Source organism: Streptomyces sp. NPDC014764, from assembly GCF_043082785.1.
GTDB classification, from domain to species: domain Bacteria; phylum Actinomycetota; class Actinomycetes; order Streptomycetales; family Streptomycetaceae; genus Streptomyces; species Streptomyces althioticus.
On the sequence record NZ_JBIBXY010000007.1, the window covers coordinates 70,355 to 90,915 of the forward strand.

Here is a 20,561-nt window from a genome sequence, read left to right on the forward strand (position 1 = left end):
TCCGGTCATCGCCCCACGGGACGGCGCGGCAGCGGGGAGGAGTACACCACGCTGGTGGTGACCGAACCGAGCGCGCCGATCCGCCCCGACACCTCCTCCAGATGCCGCATCGACCGCGCGGCCACCTTCAGGACGAAGCAGTCGTCACCCGTCACGTGGTGCGCCTCCAGAATCTCCGGCGTGGCGGCGACGAGGTCGTGGAACGGCTTGTAGTTGCCGGTCGGGTAACGCAGCCGGACGAACGCCAGCACCGGCAGCCCGATCCGCTCCGGGTCCACCACCGCCGCGTAGCCCTGGATGATCCCGGCCTCCTCCAATCGCCGCACCCGCTCGGTGACCGCGCTCGCGGACATCGACACGGTGCGGGCGAGTTCGGCGTAGCTGGCGCGTCCGTCCCGCTGGAGGGCGTCGAGGATGCGCCAGTCGGTGGCGTCCGGGGAATACTCGGTCATCGCCGAGAAGTAGCAGGGGAATCCCCGGCGTAGCAAGACCTGCGCCGGGATCCGTCCCTTCAGGCCCGCCGTCCGCGCCCGTAGTTTTCCTGCCATGACGACGACCACCGTGAACCCCGTCCTGCGGGTCGCCCCCGCCTCCCCTTCCGTCGCCGCCGCGCACTTCCGCGCGAGCCTCGCCCTCCACACCGACGTCTCCGACGTGGCCGCCGCGCTCGCCTCCGGCGACGGTCCCGGCTTCGTCCTGGTGGACTCCCGGGCGGCGGAGGCCTGGGACCAGGGCCGTGTGCCCGGCGCCCTGCACCTGCCCACCGCGCGGATCGCCGAGCGTGCCGCGGACCTCCTCGACCCGGCCGTCCCGGTCGTGACGTACTGCTGGGGACCCGGCTGTGACGGGGCCGCCCGCGCCGCGCTCGCCCTCGCCGAACTCGGCCACCGCGTCAAGGAGATGCTCGGCGGCTTCGAGTACTGGGTCCGTGAGGGGTACGCGTACGAGACACCGCGGGGCCGTGAGCGCCGGGCCGCCGACCCGCTGACCACCGTCGTGAACTCCGGCGCGTGCGGATGCTGAACCCGCCGCTCCGGTAAGGGAGTCGAGCCGGTAGGTTTCTCCGCCATGGAGCGATACGCGGAGCCGGGCACGGTCGAGTGGGTGGAGTCGGGCGGCGGGCCGCTCGTCGCGGTGCCGGAGACGGTGCTGCCGTTCTGGACGGGAGCCGACGGCGAGGAGTTCGCCTCGGACTACGACCGGGCGTGCGAGGTCGACGGACTCGTCGGGCTCCTCCCGGTCGGTGACGCCGCCGCCCTCGTCCTGGGCGACGAACCCGCCGCGACGGCCTACCTCCCCGGGCACTCCCTGCTGGTCCGCTGGGTCGCCGGAGAGGCCGAGGAGGACCTGCTGGCGAGCGTCCCCGCGGCGCTCGCGACCGCGCAGTGGCAGCAGGAGACGCAGTGGAAGGTGCCCGGCCCGGTCGTCCTGTTCGACGCGGCCTGGCCCGGCACGCACGCCGCCGGCACCGACCACGCCCGCCTCGGCATCGGCCCCGGCCGCTACGCCGTGCGCGCCGCGCAGGTCAGTCCCGGCCCGGAGACCTGGCTGGTCCTGGTGCAGCTCCGGCCGCTGCCCTGACCCGGGGGCCGTTATCCGCGTGCTCCCGTAGCCGGCCCGGCCCATCATGGGGATCATGCCGAAGCTTCCCCCGCCCCCGCCCGAGGAACTCCGCCGCGACCCCCTGCCCCTGCGGGGCCGCACCGCCCTGGTCACCGGGGCGAGCCGGCGCGGCGGCATCGGCCACGCCGTGGCCCGCCGGCTCGCCGCCCACGGCGCGAGCCTCTACCTGCACCACCACGTGCCGCACGACGCCGCCATGCCCTGGGGCGCCGACCGGATCGAGGACGTCACCGCCTCCGTTCGTGAGGCGCTCGGCGACCCGGACGCACGTGTGCTCGCCGGCCCCGGCGACCTGAGCGACCCGGCGGAACCGGCAGCCCTGCACGCCCGCGCCGTCGAGGCGCTCGGCGGACGCCTCGACATCCTCGTCGCCAACCACGCCCTCAGCGGCTCCGACGGCGACCTCGACACCGTCGACGCGGCCATGCTCGACGCGCACTGGGCCGTCGACGCCCGCTCCGTGCTGCTGCTAGTCCAGGCCCACGCCCGGCACCGCGCCGCCCTCCCGCCGGACACCCCGGGCGGACGCGTGCTGATGATGACCTCGGGGCAGGACATCGCCGGCGGCATGCCCGGCGAGATCGCCTACGCCCTCCAGAAGGGAGCCCTGGCCTCGATCACCCGCTCCCTGGCGACCGCGCTGGCCGGCCACACGGTCACCGTGAACACCGTCAACCCCGGCCCCGTCGACACCGACTACCTGACCGGCGAGGTCTACGACGCGATCGCCGCGCGCTTCCCCGCCGGGCGCTGGGGCATGCCCGACGACCCGGCCCGCCTCCTCGCGTGGCTGGCCACCGACGAGGCGGGCTGGATCACCGGTCAGGTCATCGACTCCGAGGGCGGCTTCCGGCGCTGAACCGGCCCTACAGCGCCGCCAGTTCGTCCACCAGGTCGTCCAGGCCCAGCGATCCCTGGGACAGCGCGGCCATGTGCCACGCCTTCAGGTCGAAGGTGTCGCCGTGCCGCTCGCGGGCCTTCTCCCGGCCCAGCAGCCAGGCCCGCTCGCCCAGCTTGTAGCCGATGGCCTGGCCGGGGATGGTCAGATAGCGGGTCAGCTCGCTCTCCACGAAGTCCGCGGGGCGGCTGCTGTGCGCGCCGAAGAACTCCTGTGCCAGCTCCGGTGTCCACCGCTCGCCCGGGTGGAACGGCGAGTCCGCCGGGATCTCCAGCTCCAAGTGCATGCCGATGTCGACGATCACCCGGGTCGCGCGCATCATCTGCGCGTCCAGATACCCGAGCCGCTCCTCCGCGTCCGTCAGGAAGCCGAGCTCGTCCATCAGCCGCTCCGCGTACAGCGCCCAGCCCTCGCAGTTGGCGCTGACCATGCCGACGGTGGCCTGGTAGCGGGAGAGGTTCTCCGCCACGTGCACCCACTGCGCCAGCTGGAGGTGATGGCCGGGGACGCCCTCGTGGTACCAGGTGGACACCAGGTCGTACACCGGGAAGCGGGTCAGGCCCATCGTGGGCAGCCAGGTGCAGCCCGGCCGGGAGAAGTCCTCCGACGGCGGCGTGTAGTACGGCGCCGCCGCGCTGCCCGCGGGGGCGATCCGCGACTCCACCTTCCGCACCCGCTCGGCCAGGTCGAAGTGGGTGCCGTCGAGGGCGTCGATCGCCTGGTCCATCAGGCCCTGCAGCCAGTCGCGGACCTCGTCCACGCCCTCGATGTGGCGGCCGTGCTCGTCGAGGTGGGCCAGCGCCACCCACGGGGTCTCCGCCCCCGGAAGGATCTTCTCGGCCTCCTTCCTCATCTCGCCCAGCAGCCGGAAGTACTCGGACCAGCCGTACGCGTACGCCTCGTCCAGGTCCAGGTCGGTGCCGTTGTAGTAGCGGGACCAGCGGGCGTAGCGCTCCCGCCCGGCCGTGTTCGGCGCGCCCTCGATCGCCGGGGCGTACACGTCCCGCAGCCAGTCCCGCAGCTCCGCCACGGCCGCTGTCGCCGCGCGGGCGGCCTCGTCCAGCTCGGCGCGCAGGGTGTCCGGGCCGGCGGCGGCGAAGTCCTCGAACCAGCCGCGGCCCTCGCCGGTGTCCGCCCACTCGCCGAGCTGTCCGACGAACGTCCCGGTCGGGCGCGGCGCCGCGTACAGCTTGCGCTCCAGGCCCAGTTCCAGCGACTCCCGGTATCCGGCCAGCGAGGCCGGCACCGCGCGCAGCCGCTCCGCGATCGCCCGCCAGTCCTCCTCGGTCTCCGCCGGGGTCACCGTGAACACCTCGCGCACCGCGTGCGCGACCGTGCCCAGGTTTCCTACCGCGCGCAGGTGCTCGTCGGCCTCGTGCACGGCCAGCTCGGCGGTCAGCCGCTCCCGCAGCAGCCGGGCGCAGCGCCGCTCGGCGTCGCTGTCCGCGCCGGGCAGCCGCTCGGCCTCGTCGAGCCGCGCGAGGGTCGCCCGGAGCAGGCCGGCGACCGCCTCCTGACCGGCGGGCGAGAGATCGGGCAGCCGGGAGGAACTCTCCTTGACGCCGAGATACGTCCCGGTGATCGGATCGAGGGCGATGAGCTCGTCGACGTAGGCGTCGGCGACCTGACGGGGGAGCGCGCTGTTGGTTGGTGACATGCGGACCATCCTGGTACGACGTCCGCCGCACGTCACCCGGATTGAGCCGAGGGCGAAGGCGGCAGTACCGGGCCGCAGTCCCACCGCTGGAAGATCAGCCGGGTCTCCACCCGTGCCACCTCCCGCTGCGAGGTGAACTCGTCGAGCACCAGCCGCTGCAGATCCGTCATGTCGGCGACCGCGACATGCACCAGGTAGTCGTCCGGGCCGGTCAGGTGGAACACGGTCAGTGACTCGGGCAGCGCCCGGATCCGCTCCACGAACGGCCCCACCAACTCCCGCCGGTGCGGCCGCACCTGGACCGACAGCAGCGCCTGCAGACCCCGGCCCAGCTTCGCCGGGTCGAGCTCCAGCCGGTGCCCGAGGATCACGCCGGAGCGGCGCAGCCGGGTCACGCGGTCCAGGCAGGTCGACGGCGCGACCCCGATCTGCGCGGCGAGATCCCGGTAGGTGGTCCGGGCGTCGTTCTGCAACAGCCGCAGCAGATGAAGGTCCACCGCATCCAGTACGACAGATTCGGCCATCGGCCGAACGTAGCACGGGAATGGCACCCACAGAACCGTTCGGTGTTCACCCTGGGTGCCATGGACAACGGCATGGACACGCGACGCACCACCAGAGCACTCGCCACCGAGGCCGTGCACGCCGGCCGGGACGACCTCGCCGGACTCGGACTGCACGCCCCGCCGATCGACCTGTCCACCACCTACCCGTCCTACGACAGCCGGGCCGAGGCCGCCCGCATCGACGCCTTCGCGACCACCGGCGCCGAGCCCGACGGCCCGCCGGTCTACGGACGGCTCGGCAATCCCACCGTCGCCCGTTTCGAGACCGCCCTCGCCCGTCTGGAGGGCACCGAGGCGGCCGTCGCGTTCGCCAGCGGCATGGCCGCGCTCAGCGCCGTCCTGCTGGTGCGCGCCTCCATGGGCCTGCGGCACGTCGTCGCCGTACGCCCGCTGTACGGGTGCAGCGACCACCTGCTGACGGCCGGGCTGCTCGGCTCGGAGGTCACCTGGACCGACCCGGCCGGTGTCGCCGACGCGCTCCGTCCGGACACGGGCCTGGTGCTGGTGGAGTCGCCCGCCAACCCGACGCTCGCCGAGATCGACCTGCGGGCCGTCGCACACGCCTGCGGCTCCGTGCCGCTGCTCGTCGACAACACCTTCGCCACGCCGGTGCTCCAGCGTCCCGTCGAGCAGGGGGCGCGGCTGGTGCTGCACAGCGCCACCAAGTACCTCGGCGGGCACGGCGACGTGCTGGCCGGCGTGGTCGCCTGCGACGAGGAGTTCGCCGGGCGGCTGCGGCAGGTGCGGTTCGCCACCGGCGGGGTGCTGCACCCGCTGGCCGGGTATCTGCTGCTGCGCGGCCTGTCGACCCTGCCGGTGCGGGTGCGCGCGGCCTCCGCGAACGCCGCCGAACTCGTGGCCCGGCTCGCCGCGGACCCGCGTGTGGCCCGGGTGCACTACCCGAGCATCGGCGGCGCGATGGTCGCCTTTGAGGTCCACGGCGACCCGCACGAGGTGATCGCGGGCGTCCGCCTGATCACCCCGGCGGTGAGCCTCGGCAGTGTGGACTCCTTGATCCAGCACCCGGCGTCCATCAGCCACCGCATCGTCGACGCCGACGACCGCAGGGACGCGGGCGTCTCCGACCGCCTGCTCCGCCTCTCGGTCGGCCTGGAGGACGTCGAGGACCTGTGGTCCGACCTCGACCAGGCCCTGGGCACACCGTCCACGCGCCCGGCCCGGTCGGAAGCCATGGCCCGGGGCTGATCGTCGCGGCCGCGAGGCTGTCGGGCGGGACCCGGGCGCCCGGTCGGCGGGCCGTCGGGCAGCGGCCCCGGGCGGATCGGAACGCGACCCGCCGGGACCGGCGCCGGGCACGTGTGGGCGAGACCGGGGCCGACGGTCCGCGGAGTGGGGCCGTGCCCCGTGGCACCGGCGCGGCGGTGCCACGGCAGCTGGTACGAACGGTACGAACGCGCCGGCAGCCGGTACGAACGGGGCGCGTTCCCGCGCTCGACCCCTGCCGGTGCGGGGGCACGGCCCCGGCGCGGCCGGCCGGGTGCCCGGCGCACGCGCGGGACGCGCGGTCGGGCCCGAGGGCCTATTGAACGGGGGTACGGCCCGGCACACCTCGGTGTGCCGGGCCGTCTTCCGTCGGCGGGTCAGTGGCGGGCGACCCTCTCGCCGGCTTCGGGGGCGCGGGTGGCCGGGGTGGTCAGACGGGCGGTGATGACGAGGGTGCCCTCCTCGACCTGGTAGTCGAGGGGGAGGTCCAGGCCGCGCATCGCGGCGACCATGCCCGTGTTGGACGCCTGCGTCACGGCGTACACGTGGGCGCAGCCCGCCTCGGCCGCCATGCCCACCAGCCGGGACAGCAGCTCCGCGCCGATGCCCCGCCGCTGCCACGCGTCCTCGACGATCAGCGCCACCTCGGTCTCGTCCCCGTCCCACAGCAGATGGCCGAGGGCGACGATGTCCCCGGACGCCGTCTGCGCGGCGAGCGTACGGCCGAAGCGCGGGCTGAGCAGGTGGTTCAGGTAACGGCTCGCGTCACCGACCGGCCCGTGGTACCGGCGGCGCAGGGTCTCGGCGGAGCACCGCTCGTGCATCGACCGCGCGGCGTCCAGGTCGGCGGTGTCCGCGCGGCGCACGGAGACATGACCGCCCTCGGACAGCGCCAGCAGGTCGCGTCCGCCCGGCACCCGCGGCCCGAGCCGGGCGTCCAGCTCCACCAGCGCCCGGGCACGGGCGAACTCCGTGGGGGTGAAGGGCAGATACGGCCGCTCGACCGTGAGGACCCCGCCCTCCGGGTCACGCAGCCGGATCACGGTCTCCTCCAGGACGCCCTCCGGAGGCACGGCCGCCGGCCCGGCGCCGAACGCCGTGGCGGGCTGGGAGCGGATCGTGCAGCGGCCCAGCAACTGGCGTAGCACCAGCGGCAGTTCGGCCGCGTCCGTCGCGGTCCGGGCGGCCAGCCCCAAGATCCGGGTCGGGCCGTCCACCAGGTCGTGGGCGTCGGCCCGCTCGGCCCAGGTGTCCGTGCCGCCGCCCGCCGCGACCGCCGCGGCGAGGTCCGTACCGGCCGGGACGCGCAGCAGGAACTCGTCCACGGTGTGGGCGCCCAGCGGGTGCGTCTGCAGGCTCAGGATGTCGACCCGTCGCTCGGCCAGCGCCGTGCACAGGGCGGCCAGTGCGCCCGGCTCGTCGCGCACCGTCGTCCGCATCCGCCACAACGCGCTCTCGACGGCCGCCGGTTCGGGCGACGGCGGAGCGCCGCCGGTATCGTGCGCCGGCGGCGCGTGGCCGTGGCGGCGTGACCGCCGTGCGTGCAGGGCCTCGCCGCGGCGCGCGGCACGGGCGAGCGGGTTCCAGCGGCGGGGCGTGCGCCCTCCGTCACGGTCGTTCGTCACGTCAAACATGTCTCGACTCATACAGTCACTGTGAAGGAATCGTGTTTCGTGATCACGAACGTACTGTGACTGACGAGTAAAGCCCTCTTCTGTCCGAAATGCTGTGTTACTGACCGACGAGGCCCGGCCGAAGTGTCTTCCTGAACAGCACTGTGCCGTCCATCTCCCGCAGCCGCACGGTGAGTTCACCGCTGTCACCGTCGATGTCCACCTCGCCGAAGAACTGGTACCCACCGGCGGGGGAGACGTTCGCGGTGGCGGGCGCCTTCACGAACACCCGTTCCGGACCGAACGTCCCGTCCAGCTCCGTGGCCGGGAACGCGCCCGCGTTGAGCGGCCCGGAGACGAATTCCCAGAACGGCTCGAAATCGCCGAACGCGGCCCGCTCGGGCCGGTAGTGCTGCGCGGAGGTGTGGTGCACGTCGGTCGTCAGCCACACCGTCCCGGTGATCCTCCGGTGCTTGACGAACCGCAGCAGCTCCGCGATCTGCAGCTCCCGCCCCAGCGGCGCCCCCGGGTCGCCCTGCGCCACCGCCTCGACGTGCGGACGTCCTTCGGTGGTGTCGGGCACGACCAGCCCGACCGGCATGTCGGCCGCGATCACCTTCCACACCGCCCGCGACCGCGCCAGCTCCCGCTTCAGCCACTCCAGTTGCTCCCGGCCGAGGATGCCCTGCGGGTCGGCGGTCTGGTCACCGGGCGAGTTGGCGTTCCGGTACGTCCGCATGTCCAGCACGAACACGTCGAGCAGCGGACCTTGCCGCACCACCCGGTGGATCCGCCCCTCCCGGGCGCCCGGCCTCAGCGTCGACACCGGGTAGTACTCGGCGAACGCCCGCCGGGCGCGGGACGCCAGCACGTCGACGCTCTTCTCCGTGTACCGGGTGTCGGCGTCCGCGATCCGCTGCCCCGGGTACCAGTTGTTGCGCACCTCGTGGTCGTCCCACTGGACGATCGACGGCACCCGGGCGTTGAACCGGCGCAGGTGCTCGTCCAGCAGGTTGTAGCGGAAGTTGCCGCGGAACTCCGCGAGGGTCTCCGCCACCTTGGACTTCTCCTCGGTGGTGATGTTCCGCCAGAGGCTGCCGTCCGGCAGTTCGGCGGTCGGGGCGATCGGCCCGTCGGCGTACACGGTGTCCCCGCTGAACAGGAAGAAGTCCGGGTCGAGCCGGGCCATCGCGTCGAAGATGCGGTAGCCGCCGAACGCCGGATTGATGCCCCAGCCCTGCCCGGCCAGGTCGCCCGACCACACGAACCGCACCCCGTCCCGCCGCCGGTCCGGCACCGTACGGAAGGTTCCGGCGACGGGCGCGCTCGTTCGGTGCGGATCGTCGGGGTCGGCGAGCAGCACCCGGTAGTGGATCTGCTCGCCCGACGGCAGCCCGCGCAGCAGGGTGGCGCCGGTGAAGTCGGTACCTGGACCGACCAACGGCCCCCGTACCCGGCGGACGTTGCGGAACGACTCCGTCGCCGAGGTCTCGACGGTCATCCGAGCAGGCCGGTCCGAGCGCACCCACACCAGCGCGGAGTCACGGGTGACGTCTCCGGTCTGGACGCCCCACTCGGCGGAGGGCCGCCCCGACCGGGTGAACGCGGGCAGGGCCAGCCCCGCCGGGAGAGCGAGGGACCCCTTCAACAGGGAGCGACGGCCGGGCAGCGGACGGATTGCCATGAGTGCGCCTCCGTGGGGTGCGGTCGGTGTGCACACCCACACCTACGCCCGCTCGACGAACTGCGGATGAACAACACGCCTCCAGGGGCGCGGGGGAAGTGCGCGACAAGCCGCCACCGCCCCGTGCCGAACGTACGGCCTAGCGACTGCCGTCCAGCAGAACCCGCGCCACCAGAGCCGGATCGTCGTTCATCGGCACATGCCCGCACCCCGGCAACCGCACCAACCGCGCCCTGGGAATGATCTGCTTCGCCCGCACCCCCTGCCGGGGAACGAGCAACCGGTCCCGCGCCCCCCACGCGACCGTCACCGGGACACCCCGCACGTCCTCCGTGAACTGCACGGACCCGCCCGCCCGCAACGTCGGCGCGAACCCGGTCGCCTCGGCCAGCGCCCGTGTCTCGGCGACCACCGCCTCCGGCGCCCGCCGCCCGGGCCGGGCGTAGATCGTGCTGGTCAGCACGGTCCGCCCGACCGCCGACCGGGCCAGGCCTTCGACCATCCGCACCGGCATCCGCCCCGCGATGCCCCGCATGGCGGACAGCACGGTGAACGCGTACCGCCGCTCGGCCTGCGTCCAGAACCCGGCGGGGGACAGCGCCGTCACCGACCGCACCATCCGCGCCCGCCCCATCTCCAGGGCGAGCAGCCCGCCCAGGGAGTTGCCGGCGACGTGCGGCCGGTCCAGCTCCAGCGCCTCGCACAGCCCGCCGAGCGCGGCGGTCATGGTGGGCAGATCGTGGTCCAGGCCGTCGGGCAGGGCGGGCGAGGCGCCGAAGCCGGGCAGGTCCACGGCGATCACCTCGCGCTCGGTGGCCAGGATGTCCACGACCGGGTCCCAGGCCTGCCGGTGGTGCCCGATGCCGTGCAGCAGAAGCAGCGGTTCACCGCGCCCCACGCGCGCGTAGGACAAGGTCACGGACTGCGGGCCCCGCGGAGAGGGGACCTGGTAGGTGACGGTCGCGGACATGGGGTGCTCCTCGTTCGGACTCGTGGATGGCGGACGGGGGCCTACGGGGGCCTTGCCCCAACGTCGTAGACAGCTTGTCAGCAATTGCTACCGACGGGTAGCCCGTCACGCCTGGACACATCACGTGACGTCCGCTGGGATGACGTGGTGACCGCCGACACCGCGACCACCCTCTTCGAGGAACATCGCCCCGTCCTCATGGGCATCGCCTACCGCATGCTGGGGCGTGCGGCCGACGCCGAGGACGTCGTCCAGGACGCCTGGCTGCGCTGGTCCGCCGGCGACCGGACCGACGTCCGTGAACCACGCGGCTTCCTCGTGCGGATCACCACCCGACTCGCCGTCGACCGGCTCCGGCAGATCAAGGCGCGCGGCGAGACCTACGTCGGCCCCTGGCTCCCCGAGCCCTACGTCACCGACTTCGGCGACACCGGGACGGACACCGAGGAGCGCGCCGTGCTCGCCGACTCCGTCTCCCTCGCGGTGCTCGTCGTCATGGAGACGCTCTCCCCGCTGGAGCGCGCGGTGTTCGTGCTGAGGGAGGCGTTCGCCTACCCGTACGCCGACATCGCGGCCATGCTCGACCGTGGCGAGGCGGCCGTACGCCGGCTCGGCGCCCGCGCCCGCCGTCATGTCGGCGAACGGCGCCCCCGCTACGACGTCGACCCCGCCCGCCGCCGCGACCTCACCGAACGCTTCCTGGACGCGGCTGCCGGGGGAGACCTGGCGGGCCTGATGGAGCTGCTCGCCCCGGACGTCCGGCTTGTCGGCGACAGCGGCGGCAAGGCGCGCGCCCCGCTGCGCGTCCTGGAAGGCGCCGACCGTGTGGGCCGCTTCTTCGTCGGGGTGGCCGGCAAGGGGCTGCCCGACGTGTCCGTGCGCAGGGTCGAGCTCAACGGCGGTCCCGCCGTGCTCGTGCTGTCCGGCGGGAAGCCCGACACGGTCGTGCAGATCGACGCCGACGGCGACCGGATCCGCACGGTCTACGTCATTCGCAACCCCGACAAGCTGGCCGCCCTCACGGCGCTCCCGTAAGCCCCTCGCGCCCCTTGTGCGTACGCCCTCGCCGCACCGCGCGCCGAGGGCGATCCGGCGCGCCGCCGATTGGTATTGACCAAGTCCGGTGGCCCCCCTATCGTCGCGTAGAAGTGAAACAACCTTTAATAAACAAGGGCGCTAAAACGCCGCCGGACACGGCGATCGTGGAGGACAGGGTGGGGACCACGCAGCTGGAATCGGTGCCGGAACCGAAGTACTGGCATCTGAAGACCGTGCTCACCGAGGCGCTGGACTCGGAGTTCTCCGTGGGCGAGATCCTGCCCAACGAGCGCGACCTCGCCGCCCGCTTCGGCGTCGCGCGCGCCACGCTCCGGCAGGCCCTGGAACAGCTCGAGCTGGAAGGCCGGCTCCAGCGCCGTCGCGGGGTGGGCACCACCGTCGCCCCGCCGCGCATGGGCGTCTCCGTCGGCAGCGAGCAGCACGCCTGGCCCGGCGGCCCGGACGACGCGTGGCACGCCGTGGACTGCCGGCTCGAGGTGCCGCCCGCCGCGCTCGCCGAGCCCTTGGTGACCGGCAGCGACGAGGCCGTGCACGTCGTGCGCCGCTCCCGCGTCTCGCGCGGTCAGCCCGTCGCGTCCGAGCTGCTGTACATCCCGGCCGCCTCGGTGCCCGACCTCTCCGGGATCGACGCCCCGTCCGGTGCGGCGCGTGCCCGCGCGGTGCTGCGGGAACTGCAGCGCCTGGAGCTCGAGCGCCAGGAGAACGCCGTGGAGCTCGGCTCGGCCGGCGCGGACGAGGCCAGGGAACTGGACCGCCTGCCCGGCGCCCCCGTCCTCGTCGTCACCACCCGCTACATCGCTCGCGGTCGCACCGCCGCCCTCTCGGTGGCCACCTACCGCGCGGACACATGCCGCCTGACCTTCGGCGACTCCGGCGGCGTCGAGATACACCACGGCCCCGAGCGCCAGGCGTCCTGACCCCGGAGCTCTTTGACGCACCGTCGACGCGCCGTGGGGCCCCGCCCCACGGCGCGCGCGAACGTCAGGGGCCGGCGTCCGTCACCGCCGGGCCGTCACCGTGCCCTCCACGGCGAACAACTGCTCCTCGACGTGGTCGAGCGCCAGCCGCACCGCGCCCGTCGCCACCGCCGCCTCGCCCAGCAGGGACAGGGTGACCTCCGGCGGGCGCAGACAGTAACGGGCCAGCTCGCGGCGCAGCGGCTCCAGCACCCCGTCGAGACCGGCCGCCCATCCCCCGATCACGACCAGCTCCGGGTCGAGCGCCAGCACCAGCGCCGCCACGTCGTGCACCAGCCGCTGGATGAACCGGTCCATCGCCGCCAGCGCCCGCTGGTCGCCCTGGCGCGCCTGCGCGAACACCTGGGCCACGGCCTGCTCGTCCAGCGGGTGCAGCGGCTCGTCCGTGGTCGACAGCAGCGTCTCCGGCGTCGCCTCCCGCCCCAGCAGATGCAGCGCCCCGATCTCACCGGCCGCCCCGCCGTACCCCCGGTGCAGCCGCCCGCCGATCAGCGAACCGGCCCCCGGGCTCAGCCCCGCCAGCACGAACACCACGTCGTCGCGGCCCTTCGCCGAGCCCTTCCAGTGCTCAGCGACCACCGCCGCGTTGGCGTCGTTCTCCACCAGCACCGGGCACTCGAAGGAACGGCTCAGCCGCTCGCCGAGGCCCAGCCCCGTCCAGCCCGGCAACGCCGTGCCCAGCCGCACCGTGCCGTCCGCGTCGACGATGCCGGGGGTGCCCACGCCGACCGCCCGCAGCGAGCCGCGCGGCACACCGGCCCGCCGCAGCAGCTCCGCGACCGCTCCCCGCAGCCGGTCCAGACGCTCGTCGGCGTCGACCGTCTCGTCCACGTCCCGCACCTGCGCGCCGATCACCCGGCCGTCCAGGTCGGCCAGCAGCGCGGCCACCCGGTGCACGCCGATCTCCAGGCCCAGCAGATGCCCCGCCTCCGCCCGGAAGCGGAACCGCCGCGCCGGACGGCCCTGACGGCGAGCGGCGCCCTCGTCGGCCGCCGCCTCCACGACCAGACCCGCCTCGATCAGGCCCTCCACGACGCCCTCGACGGTCGGCCGGGACAACCCCGTCACCCGGGTCACCTCGGTCAGCGTCGCGCAGTCCGTGGCCCGCAGCGCGTGCAGCACCACCGCGGAGTTGATCCTCCGCAGCAGCGAGGGATCCCCGCCGGTCAGCCGACCCACCGTCCGTCCTCCCAGCTCGTGCGCGTGTTGGGCGGATCGTACTCGGCGCGGCGCACCCGGGCGACCACCGGGCGGGCACCCCCGCCGCCCCGCCTCTCACACGGCCCGCTCAGCCCGGCGCCACGAACCCCGACTCGTACGCCGTCGGCTCCCTCGCCGTGTCCGCGGAGTACCGGGAGGGCGCCGCCGTGCGGCTGTCGCTGACGGCGGTCCCGCGTCGCGGGCTGTGGTTCGCCGCCAAGGTCGCCGCGATCGCCGCCGTCGTGCTCCTCGTGGCCCTGGTGACGTCCCTTGCGGCGCTCCTCGCCGGACTGGCCGGGCTCGGCGACGCGGCCGACGTCCTCACCACCGCCGACCAGGTCCGCGGCGTGGCCGGCGGAGCCGTCCACCTCACGCTCATGGCGCTGTTCGCGGCCGGACTCGGCACGCTGCTGCGGAGCGGGACGGCCACCCTGTCGGTGCTGATCCCGTTCGTGCTGATCGTGTCGTTCGTGATCGGTGACGCGCTCGGGGCTGTCGCCGACTTCCTGCCGGACCGGGCGGGGCAGGCGGCACTGCGCAGCGTGCCCGAGGGAACGCTCGGCCCGTGGACGGGACTTGCCGTCACCGCGTGCTGGACGGCCGCGGCCCTGCTGGCCGGTGCGTGGCGGCTGCGCCGTCAGGACGCATGAGGAGTGGCCGGTTGACCCGCCGCCAACTGTCAGTGGCTGCGGGTTTACTGGAGCCATGAACCTCGCCCGGCACATCGCCCTCATCGACGAGCTGTGCTTCCGGCCCTTCCCGGCGGAGCACGGCCCGTCGGACGTCGGCTCCTCGGGACCGGGCCACCATGTCGCCGTGCTGGAGACCGGCGACCGCCCGGACCTCGACCCGGCGGGCCGGGCGGTGACGGTGGACCAGTTCGAGAAGGACCGCGACGCGGTGTACGAACTGCTCGCCTCCCGCTGGGGCGACACCGACCCGTACAACCTGCGGACGGTGCAGCTGCGCACGGAGCGGGAGGACATACCCGAGCCGTGGGGATGGCTGAGTCACCACGCGGGTGTTGCCTGGCTGTGGGAGGTACGGGGGACCGGCCGCTGGGTCGCGGTCGCGCTCGCCGACCGGGACCCGAGCGCCCCCGTGCAGCTCCTGGCCGTGGCCACGGAGACGGCGCCGCCCTAGGAGGCACAGATCCTCAGGAACCCGTCACTCCTGCTCCGCCGCCTCCCGCAGCCGGGCGAACTCCTCGGCGAGCGTCTCCGGCGTCCAGTGCGCGTTCAGTCCGCTGGGATTGGGCAGCACCCACACGCGGGACTCGCCGATGGTACGCACCTGCGGCCCCACCTTGGCCGTGCGGTCGTCGAACGCCGCCCGGTACGCGGTCACGCCGAGCACGGCCAGCCAGCGCGGACGCAGCCGGGCCACCTTCACGGCGAGCTCCCGCCCGCCCTCCCGGTACTCCTCGGCGCTCAGCTCGTCGGCCCGCGCGGTCGCCCGCGCCACCACGTTGGTGATGCCCAGCCCGTACGACAGCAGCTCCCGCTGCTCCGACGGCGGCAGCTGTCGCGGGGTGAAACCGGAGCGGTGCAGGGCGGGCCAGAAGCGGTTGCCGGGCCGCGCGAAGTGGTGGCCCGTGGCGGCCGTCATCAGCCCCGGGTTGATGCCGCAGAACAGCACCCGCAGACCGTCCGCGACCACGTCCGGCACGAGGCGGTCGCGGGCGGCCTCCAGTTCCTCCTGGGTGAAGCGCCTCAGAGGATCGCCCCGGGGGTGTAGCCGGCGGCTTCCGGGTGCTGCTTCACGATCGCGTCGATCCGGCCGACCACGGTCGCGACCTGGTCGCTCGCGGCGCCGGTGAAGGACAGCTTGTCCGCCATCAGCGCCTCCAGCTCGGCGCGGTCCAGCGGCAGCCGCTCGTCGGCGGCGAGCTTGTCGAGCAGGTCGTTGCGCTCGGCGCCCTGCTCCCGCATGGCGAGCGCGGTGGCGACGGCGTTCTCCTTGATCGCCTCATGGGCGACCTCACGGCCGACGCCCGCGCGGACCGCGCCCATCAGCACCTTGGTCGTGGCGAGGAACGGCAGGTAGCGGTCCAGCTCCCGGGCCACGACGGCCGGGAACGCGCCGAACTCGTCGAGCACGGTCAGGAACGTCTCCAGCAGTCCGTCGAGCGCGAAGAACGCGTCCGGCAGCGCGACCCGGCGCACCACGGAGCATGACACGTCGCCCTCGTTCCACTGGTCGCCCGCCAGTTCGCCCGTCATCGAGGCGTAGCCGCGCAGGATCACCATCAGGCCGTTGACCCGCTCGCAGGAGCGCGTGTTCATCTTGTGCGGCATCGCGGACGAGCCGACCTGGCCGGGCTTGAAGCCCTCGGTGACCAGCTCGTGCCCGGCCATCAGCCGGACCGTCTTCGCCAGCGAGGACGGCGCGGCGGCCAGCTGCACCAGCGCGGTGACGACCTCGTAGTCCAGGGAGCGCGGGTAGACCTGGCCGACGGACGTGAACGCCTGGGAGAAGCCCAGGTGACCGGCGATCCGGTTCTCCAGCTCGGCCAGCTTGGCCGCGTCCCCGCCGAGCAGGTCCAGCATGTCCTGAGCGGTGCCGACCGGGCCCTTGATGCCGCGCAGCGGGTAGCGGCCCAGCAGCTCCTCCAGCCGCCCGTAGGCCACCAGCAGCTCGTCGGCGGCGGTCGCGAAGCGCTTGCCGAGGGTGGTGGCCTGCGCGGCCACGTTGTGCGAACGTCCGGCCATGACCAGCTCGCCGTACTCCCCGGCCAGCTTGCCGAGGCGGGCCAGCACGGCCACGGAGCGGTCGCGCATCAGCTCCAGCGAGAGCCGGATCTGCAGCTGCTCGACGTTCTCGGTGAGGTCGCGGGAGGTCATGCCCTTGTGCACGTGCTCGTGCCCGGCGAGGTCGTTGAACTCCTCGATCCGTGCCTTCACGTCATGGCGGGTGACCTTCTCCCGCTCGGCGATCGAGGCCAGGTCGACGGTGTCGAGGACCCGCTCGTAGTCGGCGATGGCCGTGTCGGGCACCTCGATCCCGAGGTCCTTCTGGGCCTTCAGCACGGCGAGCCAGAGCTGCCGCTCGAGCCTCACCTTCTGCTCGGGCGACCAGAGCGTGGCGAGCTCGGCGGAGGCGTACCGTCCGGCGAGGACGTTCGGGATACGGGGCTTGGCGGGCGCAGCAGTCACGTACAGGGAGTCTACTGGCGATTCGTGCAGGCCCGCGCCACGGGGTGACCTGGAGGAACGTACGAAAGGACCGTCACGCCGTCTCGAACGGCAGCAGCTCGGGGCGCTTGGGCGGCAGGCCGTCCCCGGAGGAGCGGCCGGTGAGCCGGCGGCCGATCCACGGCAGCAGGTGCCGGCGAGCGAACCGCGCGTCCTCGACCCGGCGCGCCACCCAGTGCGGCGGCAGCGTCGCCTCCGGGGGCAGCTGCCACTCCGGGTCCTCCGCCGGGTAACCGAGCGTCTGCCACACCGCCTCCGCGACCCTGCGGTGCCCCTCGCCGGTGAGGTGCAGCCGGTCCACGTCCCACAGCCGGGGGTCGCCGAGCGCGGGCGCCCCGTACAGGTCGACCACCACCGCGTCGTGCCGGGCGGCGAGCTCGTCGACGACCGCGAACAGCGTCTCCATACGGGGGCGGAACCGCTCCAGCACCGGTCCCTGACGGCCCGGGCTGCGCATCAGCACGAGCTGCTTGCAGTGCGGGGCCAGCCGCTCCACGGCCTCGGTGAGCAGGTCCCGCACCCGGACCATGTCGCACTTGGGGCGCAGCGTGTCGTTGAGACCGCCGACCAGGGTGATCACGTCGGCGCCCATGGCCGCCGCGCGGTCGACCTGCTCGTCGACGATCTGCTGGATCAGCTTGCCGCGCACCGCGAGGTTGGCGTACCGGAAGCCGGGCGTGACGGCGGCCATCCGGGCCGCGAGCAGGTCGGCCCAGCCGCGGTAGGTGCCGTCGGGCAGCAGGTCCGACATGCCTTCGGTGAAGGAGTCGCCCAGGGCCACGAGGCTGGTGTGGGCGGGGGTGCTGGGGGTGGAATTCGTCTGCATGGCGACAGAAATGGTAGTCCCTGGCACATACCCGCCGGTCGGTCACCTTCCCCCGGCGCGGAAGCAGCAGCTCAGGCGCGCTGCCCGAACAGCTCCCGCAGCACGTCCTCCATCGTCACCAGCCCTGCCATCCGCCCGTCCGCGCCGAGCACGGCCGCCAGATGCGTACGGCTGCGCCGCATCGCGGTGAGCACGTCGTCCAGCGGCGTGCTCTCCCGGACCCGCGCGATCGACCGCATGTCCCGCAGCCGGAACGGCATGTCCCGCGGCGAGGCGTCCAGGGCGTCCTTGACGTGCAGATAGCCGATGATGCGCCGCTGCTCGTCCACCACCGGGAACCGCGAGAAGCCGGACTCCGCCGACAGCCCCTCCAGCTCCTCCGGCGTGACGCCCACGCGCGCGTAGACCACCCGCTCCAGCGGCAGCACCACGTCCCGCACCGGACGCCGGCCCAGCTCCAGCGCGTCGTTCAGCCGTTCGCGGGCCCGGTCGTCGATCAGGCCCGCCTCACCGGAGTCCTTCACGATCTGCGCCAGCTCGGCGTCCGAGAACGACGCGGCCACCTCGTCGCGCGTCTCCACCCGCAGCAGCCGCAGCAGCGTGTTCGCGAAGGCGTTGACGGTGAAGATCACCGGGCGCAGCGCGCGGGACAGCGCCACCAGCGGCGGGCCCAGAAGCAGCGCGCTGCGCACCGGCTCGGCGAGCGCGATGTTCTTCGGCACCATCTCGCCCAGCAGCATGTGCAGATACGTGGCCAGGGTCAGCGCGATCACGAACGACACCGCGTGGCCGGCGCCCTCCGGGACGCCCACCGCGTGGAACACCGGTTCCAGCAGATGCGCGATGGCCGGCTCGGCGACGATGCCGAGGATCAGAGTGCACAGCGTGATGCCCAGCTGCGCCGCCGCCAGCAGCGCCGACACGTGCTCGAGCCCCCACAGCACCCGCTTGGCGCGCCGGTCGCCCTCGTCCGCGTACGGCTCGATCTGGCTGCGGCGCACCGAGATCAGGGCGAACTCCGCGCCGACGAAGAAGGCGTTGGCGACCAGGGTGCCCAGGCCGATCAGCAGTTGCACGGCGGTCATCGGCGGGCCCCCGGATGGTCATGGGTGTCGGCGGACGCGGTTCCGTCGCCGTCCGGCTCCCCGTCGTCGAGGGGCGCCCGCAGCAGCACGCGCGCCGCGCGGCGGCCCGACGCGTCCGCGACCTCCAGACGCCAGCCGGCCACCTCGACGGCGTCCCCGGCCTCCGGTATCCGGCCCAGCTCGGCGGCCACCAGCCCGGCCAGCGTCTCGTACGGCCCCTCCGGGGCGCGCAGCCCCACCCGGGCCAACTGGTCCAGGCGCGCGGAGCCGTCGGCGGAGAACAGCTCGTGGCCCGCCTCGTCGGTGCCGGCCGGCGCCAGGTCGGGGGTCTCGTGCGGGTCGTGCTCGTCGCGGACCTCGCCGACGACCTCCTCCACGATGTCCTCCAGGGTGGCCACACCCGCCGTGCCGCCGTACTCGTCGATGACGACGGCCATGGTGCGGCGGCCGGACAGCCGGTCGAGCAGCCGGTCCACGGTGAGCGACTCGGGCACCAGCAGCGGTTCGCGCATCAGCTCCGACACGGGCACCTCGGTACGGCGCTCGGCGGGCAGCGCCAGCACGTCCTTCACGTGCGCCGTGCCGACGACCCGGTCCAGCGTCTCGCGGTATACGGGGAACCGGGACAGCCCGGTCGCGCGGGTCACGTTGGCCACGTCCTCGCAGGTCGCGCTCTCCTCCAGGGCGATGACCTGGACGCGGGGGGTCATCACGTTCTCCGCCGTGAGGTCGGCGAGGTTCAGGGTGCGGACGAACAGCTCGGCGGTGTCCGGTTCCAGGGCGCCCTCCTTGGCGGAGTGCCGGGCCAGCGCTGCCAGCTCCTGAGGGCTGCGCGCGGACTCCAGCTCCTCGGCCGGCTCCAGCCCGATCCGGCGCACCAGCCGGTTGGCCGAGTTGTTCAGATGGGTGATGAACGGGCGGAACGCGGCGCTGAACCAGCGCTGGGCGTTGCCCACCCGTTTCGCGACCGCGAGCGGCGAGGAGATCGCCCAGTTCTTCGGCACCAGCTCGCCGACCACCATCAGGAACACCGTCGACAGGCCGGTGCCGATCACCAGCGCCAGCGAGCGGGCCAGCGACTCCGAGGCGCCGAGGTCCTGCAGCGGGCCCCCGATCAGCGCGGCGATCGACGGCTCGGACAGCATGCCGACCACCAGGTTGGTGACGGTGATGCCGAGCTGGGCCCCGGAGAGCTGGAAGGTCAGGCTGCGGACGGCCTTGAGCGCGCCGGCGGCGCCCCGCTCGCCGCGCTCCACCGCCCTCTCCAGCTCGGCCCGCTCGACCGTGGTGAGGGAGAACTCGGCCGCCACGAACGCCCCGCACAGGAGGGACAGCGCGATCGCCGCCAGCAGGAGGAGCACTTCGGTCATCGGGTCACCTCCGTCCCATCCTCGGACAGGACGGGGTCGGACGCGCGATGTCGGCGGCAACCGGAGGCGGGCCCACGGGCGGTGACACGACCTTTCACGGAGGGCCGGGCGGCCCTCACCGGGGGAGGACGGACGGGGAGGCCGACGGGCCGTGGATCACCCGCTGAGGGGTTTCACCCAGCGCCGCCAGCGTTCTTCCGGCGCATACCCCGCCGCGCCCCACGCATGATGGGCGGTCTCGTTGCGCTGCAGCACCATCGCGTCGGCGCGGCGCCCGCCGAGCGCCGTGAACCGCCCCTCCGCGGCGGCCAGCAGCGCCGTCGCGATGCCCCGGCGGCGGTGGTCCGGGTGCACCGCCAGCCGGTACAGATGGCATCGCCAGCCGTCGAAGCCCGCGATCACCGTGCCGACCAGCTCCCCGTCCCGCTCGGCGAGGATCAGCGCCTCGGGGTCGCGGGCGACCAGCCGCTCCACGCCGTCCCGGTCGTCGCTGATGCTGGTGCCCTCGGCGGCCGTCTTCCAGAAGGCCAGCACGGCGTCGAGGTCGTCGGGGCCGGCGGCCCGGATCCGCGGTGCGCTCGTAGATTCACCCATGCGGCCGATCCCAGCACGGCC

General features: G+C 73.7%; 20 protein-coding genes and 1 pseudogene. 8 read left to right on the top strand and 13 right to left on the bottom strand.

Annotated features, from left to right (window positions below):
• Positions 1 to 5 precede the first annotated feature (5 nt).
• Positions 6 to 452, bottom strand: coding sequence for an Lrp/AsnC family transcriptional regulator (locus ACF1AG_RS19035; protein ID WP_359604272.1), 447 nt, complete (start codon positions 450 to 452; stop codon positions 6 to 8).
• A 94-nt stretch (positions 453 to 546) separates the two neighbouring features.
• Between ACF1AG_RS19035 and ACF1AG_RS19040 the strand changes: the two genes are divergently transcribed.
• The 3 genes from ACF1AG_RS19040 to ACF1AG_RS19050 are packed head-to-tail and all read left to right on the top strand — an operon-like array spanning position 547 to position 2,482.
• The gene (locus ACF1AG_RS19040; protein WP_359604270.1) at positions 547 to 1,023 is read left to right on the top strand and encodes a rhodanese-like domain-containing protein; all 477 of its coding nucleotides are present in this window, start codon (positions 547 to 549) and stop codon (positions 1,021 to 1,023) included.
• A 45-nt stretch (positions 1,024 to 1,068) separates the two neighbouring features.
• Positions 1,069 to 1,581, top strand: coding sequence for an immunity 21 family protein (locus ACF1AG_RS19045; protein WP_359604268.1), 513 nt, complete (start codon positions 1,069 to 1,071; stop codon positions 1,579 to 1,581).
• 55 nt (positions 1,582 to 1,636) lie between these two features.
• Positions 1,637 to 2,482, top strand: a complete 846-nt coding sequence (locus tag ACF1AG_RS19050) for an SDR family oxidoreductase (RefSeq protein WP_387797184.1) — start codon at positions 1,637 to 1,639, stop codon at positions 2,480 to 2,482.
• Between the two features lie 7 nt (positions 2,483 to 2,489).
• Here ACF1AG_RS19050 and ACF1AG_RS19055 read toward each other — a convergent pair whose 3' ends face one another.
• Positions 2,490 to 4,178 carry a DUF885 domain-containing protein gene (locus tag ACF1AG_RS19055; protein WP_391810079.1) on the bottom strand — a complete coding sequence of 563 codons (1,689 nt, stop codon included), beginning with the start codon at positions 4,176 to 4,178 and terminating at the stop codon, positions 2,490 to 2,492.
• A 32-nt stretch (positions 4,179 to 4,210) separates the two neighbouring features.
• Positions 4,211 to 4,702, bottom strand: a complete 492-nt coding sequence (locus ACF1AG_RS19060) for an Lrp/AsnC family transcriptional regulator (RefSeq protein ID WP_391810080.1) — start codon at positions 4,700 to 4,702, stop codon at positions 4,211 to 4,213.
• 60 nt (positions 4,703 to 4,762) lie between these two features.
• Here ACF1AG_RS19060 and ACF1AG_RS19065 point away from each other — a divergent pair, with 60 nt between their 5' ends.
• The gene (locus ACF1AG_RS19065; protein ID WP_359604261.1) at positions 4,763 to 5,950 is read left to right on the top strand and encodes a PLP-dependent transferase; all 1,188 of its coding nucleotides are present in this window, start codon (positions 4,763 to 4,765) and stop codon (positions 5,948 to 5,950) included.
• A 395-nt stretch (positions 5,951 to 6,345) separates the two neighbouring features.
• Here the strand turns inward: ACF1AG_RS19065 and ACF1AG_RS19070 are convergent, their stop codons facing one another.
• From ACF1AG_RS19070 to ACF1AG_RS19080, 3 genes are all read right to left on the bottom strand, one after another.
• Positions 6,346 to 7,602, bottom strand: a complete 1,257-nt coding sequence (locus tag ACF1AG_RS19070) for a GNAT family N-acetyltransferase (RefSeq protein ID WP_391810081.1) — start codon at positions 7,600 to 7,602, stop codon at positions 6,346 to 6,348.
• 97 nt (positions 7,603 to 7,699) lie between these two features.
• The gene (locus tag ACF1AG_RS19075) at positions 7,700 to 9,265 is read right to left on the bottom strand and encodes an alkaline phosphatase D family protein (protein WP_391810082.1); all 1,566 of its coding nucleotides are present in this window, start codon (positions 9,263 to 9,265) and stop codon (positions 7,700 to 7,702) included.
• Positions 9,266 to 9,404: 139 nt separating this feature from the next.
• A complete protein-coding gene (locus ACF1AG_RS19080) occupies positions 9,405 to 10,235 on the bottom strand; it encodes an alpha/beta fold hydrolase (RefSeq protein ID WP_359604255.1) in 831 nt (276 codons plus the stop codon).
• Positions 10,236 to 10,382: 147 nt separating this feature from the next.
• On the opposite strand from ACF1AG_RS19080, the gene ACF1AG_RS19085 reads away from it, so the two are divergent.
• Positions 10,383 to 11,270, top strand: a complete 888-nt coding sequence (locus tag ACF1AG_RS19085; protein WP_359604253.1) for an RNA polymerase sigma-70 factor — start codon at positions 10,383 to 10,385, stop codon at positions 11,268 to 11,270.
• 179 nt (positions 11,271 to 11,449) lie between these two features.
• Entirely contained in the window at positions 11,450 to 12,211 is a 762-nt protein-coding gene (locus tag ACF1AG_RS19090) for a GntR family transcriptional regulator (RefSeq protein ID WP_359604251.1), read from the top strand.
• Positions 12,212 to 12,292: 81 nt separating this feature from the next.
• Here the strand turns inward: ACF1AG_RS19090 and ACF1AG_RS19095 are convergent, their stop codons facing one another.
• Positions 12,293 to 13,450, bottom strand: a complete 1,158-nt coding sequence (locus tag ACF1AG_RS19095) for an ROK family transcriptional regulator (protein WP_359604250.1) — start codon at positions 13,448 to 13,450, stop codon at positions 12,293 to 12,295.
• A 140-nt stretch (positions 13,451 to 13,590) separates the two neighbouring features.
• Here ACF1AG_RS19095 and ACF1AG_RS19100 point away from each other — a divergent pair.
• Together ACF1AG_RS19100 and ACF1AG_RS19105 are read left to right on the top strand one after the other, a co-directional pair.
• Positions 13,591 to 14,121: pseudogene (locus ACF1AG_RS19100) on the top strand (ABC transporter permease); the annotation flags it as partial.
• Positions 14,122 to 14,176: 55 nt separating this feature from the next.
• Positions 14,177 to 14,614, top strand: a complete 438-nt coding sequence (locus ACF1AG_RS19105) for a hypothetical protein (RefSeq protein WP_387797175.1) — start codon at positions 14,177 to 14,179, stop codon at positions 14,612 to 14,614.
• 24 nt (positions 14,615 to 14,638) lie between these two features.
• On the opposite strand, the gene mug is transcribed toward ACF1AG_RS19105, so the two are convergent.
• The 6 genes from mug to ACF1AG_RS19135 all read right to left on the bottom strand — a co-directional run bounded on the left by mug (position 14,639) and on the right by ACF1AG_RS19135 (position 20,540).
• Positions 14,639 to 15,139, bottom strand: coding sequence for a G/U mismatch-specific DNA glycosylase (mug, locus tag ACF1AG_RS19110; RefSeq protein ID WP_359604246.1), 501 nt, complete (start codon positions 15,137 to 15,139; stop codon positions 14,639 to 14,641).
• A 44-nt stretch (positions 15,140 to 15,183) separates the two neighbouring features.
• Positions 15,184 to 16,626, bottom strand: a complete 1,443-nt coding sequence (purB, locus tag ACF1AG_RS19115) for an adenylosuccinate lyase (RefSeq protein WP_359744999.1) — start codon at positions 16,624 to 16,626, stop codon at positions 15,184 to 15,186.
• A 73-nt stretch (positions 16,627 to 16,699) separates the two neighbouring features.
• Complete coding sequence (locus ACF1AG_RS19120; protein WP_359604242.1) at positions 16,700 to 17,491, bottom strand: SGNH/GDSL hydrolase family protein; 792 nt, start codon at positions 17,489 to 17,491, stop codon at positions 16,700 to 16,702.
• A gap of 71 nt (positions 17,492 to 17,562) precedes the next feature.
• Complete coding sequence (locus tag ACF1AG_RS19125; protein WP_359604240.1) at positions 17,563 to 18,576, bottom strand: hemolysin family protein; 1,014 nt, start codon at positions 18,574 to 18,576, stop codon at positions 17,563 to 17,565.
• On the bottom strand, positions 18,573 to 19,946 hold the full coding sequence (locus tag ACF1AG_RS19130; RefSeq protein WP_359604238.1) for a hemolysin family protein: 1,374 nt from the start codon (positions 19,944 to 19,946) through the stop codon (positions 18,573 to 18,575). Before ACF1AG_RS19130 ends, ACF1AG_RS19125 begins: the two co-directional genes overlap by 4 nt.
• A 156-nt stretch (positions 19,947 to 20,102) precedes the next feature.
• Complete coding sequence (locus ACF1AG_RS19135; protein ID WP_359604236.1) at positions 20,103 to 20,540, bottom strand: GNAT family N-acetyltransferase; 438 nt, start codon at positions 20,538 to 20,540, stop codon at positions 20,103 to 20,105.
• Positions 20,541 to 20,561 lie beyond the last annotated feature (21 nt).

Coding starts and splice junctions, on each gene's coding strand:
- ACF1AG_RS19035 (WP_359604272.1), bottom strand. CDS start 452: ATGACCGAGTATTCCCCGGACGCCACCGACTGGCGCATCCTCGACGCC.
- ACF1AG_RS19040 (WP_359604270.1), top strand. CDS start 547: ATGACGACGACCACCGTGAACCCCGTCCTGCGGGTCGCCCCCGCCTCC.
- ACF1AG_RS19045 (WP_359604268.1), top strand. CDS start 1,069: ATGGAGCGATACGCGGAGCCGGGCACGGTCGAGTGGGTGGAGTCGGGC.
- ACF1AG_RS19050 (WP_387797184.1), top strand. CDS start 1,637: ATGCCGAAGCTTCCCCCGCCCCCGCCCGAGGAACTCCGCCGCGACCCC.
- ACF1AG_RS19055 (WP_391810079.1), bottom strand. CDS start 4,178: ATGTCACCAACCAACAGCGCGCTCCCCCGTCAGGTCGCCGACGCCTAC.
- ACF1AG_RS19060 (WP_391810080.1), bottom strand. CDS start 4,702: ATGGCCGAATCTGTCGTACTGGATGCGGTGGACCTTCATCTGCTGCGG.
- ACF1AG_RS19065 (WP_359604261.1), top strand. CDS start 4,763: ATGGACAACGGCATGGACACGCGACGCACCACCAGAGCACTCGCCACC.
- ACF1AG_RS19070 (WP_391810081.1), bottom strand. CDS start 7,602: ATGTTTGACGTGACGAACGACCGTGACGGAGGGCGCACGCCCCGCCGC.
- ACF1AG_RS19075 (WP_391810082.1), bottom strand. CDS start 9,265: ATGGCAATCCGTCCGCTGCCCGGCCGTCGCTCCCTGTTGAAGGGGTCC.
- ACF1AG_RS19080 (WP_359604255.1), bottom strand. CDS start 10,235: ATGTCCGCGACCGTCACCTACCAGGTCCCCTCTCCGCGGGGCCCGCAG.
- ACF1AG_RS19105 (WP_387797175.1), top strand. CDS start 14,177: ATGAACCTCGCCCGGCACATCGCCCTCATCGACGAGCTGTGCTTCCGG.
- ACF1AG_RS19120 (WP_359604242.1), bottom strand. CDS start 17,491: ATGCAGACGAATTCCACCCCCAGCACCCCCGCCCACACCAGCCTCGTG.
- ACF1AG_RS19125 (WP_359604240.1), bottom strand. CDS start 18,576: ATGACCGCCGTGCAACTGCTGATCGGCCTGGGCACCCTGGTCGCCAAC.
- ACF1AG_RS19130 (WP_359604238.1), bottom strand. CDS start 19,946: ATGACCGAAGTGCTCCTCCTGCTGGCGGCGATCGCGCTGTCCCTCCTG.
- ACF1AG_RS19135 (WP_359604236.1), bottom strand. CDS start 20,540: ATGGGTGAATCTACGAGCGCACCGCGGATCCGGGCCGCCGGCCCCGAC.